At 59.6% G+C, this 381-nt stretch carries 2 pseudogenes; both read left to right on the forward strand.

The window, feature by feature from the left end:
- Positions 1-8 precede the first annotated feature (8 nt).
- Positions 9-203 (forward strand): annotated as a pseudogene (locus JW499_RS23090) (helix-turn-helix domain-containing protein); the annotation flags it as partial.
- Positions 189-381 (forward strand): annotated as a pseudogene (locus JW499_RS23095) (IS630-like element ISCARN69 family transposase); the annotation flags it as partial. The pseudogenes JW499_RS23090 and JW499_RS23095, both read left to right, overlap by 15 nt.

The raw sequence follows: 381 nt of genomic DNA on the forward strand, positions 1-381 counted from the left end.
CTGACGGGATGCAGAACCATGATATTGCCGCGCAGCTAGGCGTCACGCGGGCTCTGGTTGGACGTTGGCGCAGCCGTTATGCCGAATCGCGACTGGCAGGAATTGAGCGCGACCTGCCGCGTGGAGCTCCACCGGTCAAGGTAGACGTGGCTCAACTCGTAGAGTTAACCACGCAAAGCCAGCCTAAAGCAGCGACCCACTGGAGTACGCGCAAAATGGCCGCTGAACTGGGTATCAGCGCCGCCAGTGTTTCCCGGCACTGGCGTGCCAATGGCCTGAAGCCTCATCTCGAGCGCAGCTTCAAAGTCTCGCGAGACCCGAAATTTATCGAGAAGCTGGAAGACATTGTCGGGCTGTATTTGTCCCCGCCAGAGCATGCGC

It is taken from the genome of Amphritea pacifica, assembly GCF_016924145.1.
In the GTDB taxonomy this organism is placed as follows: Bacteria; Pseudomonadota; Gammaproteobacteria; order Pseudomonadales; family Balneatricaceae; genus Amphritea; species Amphritea pacifica.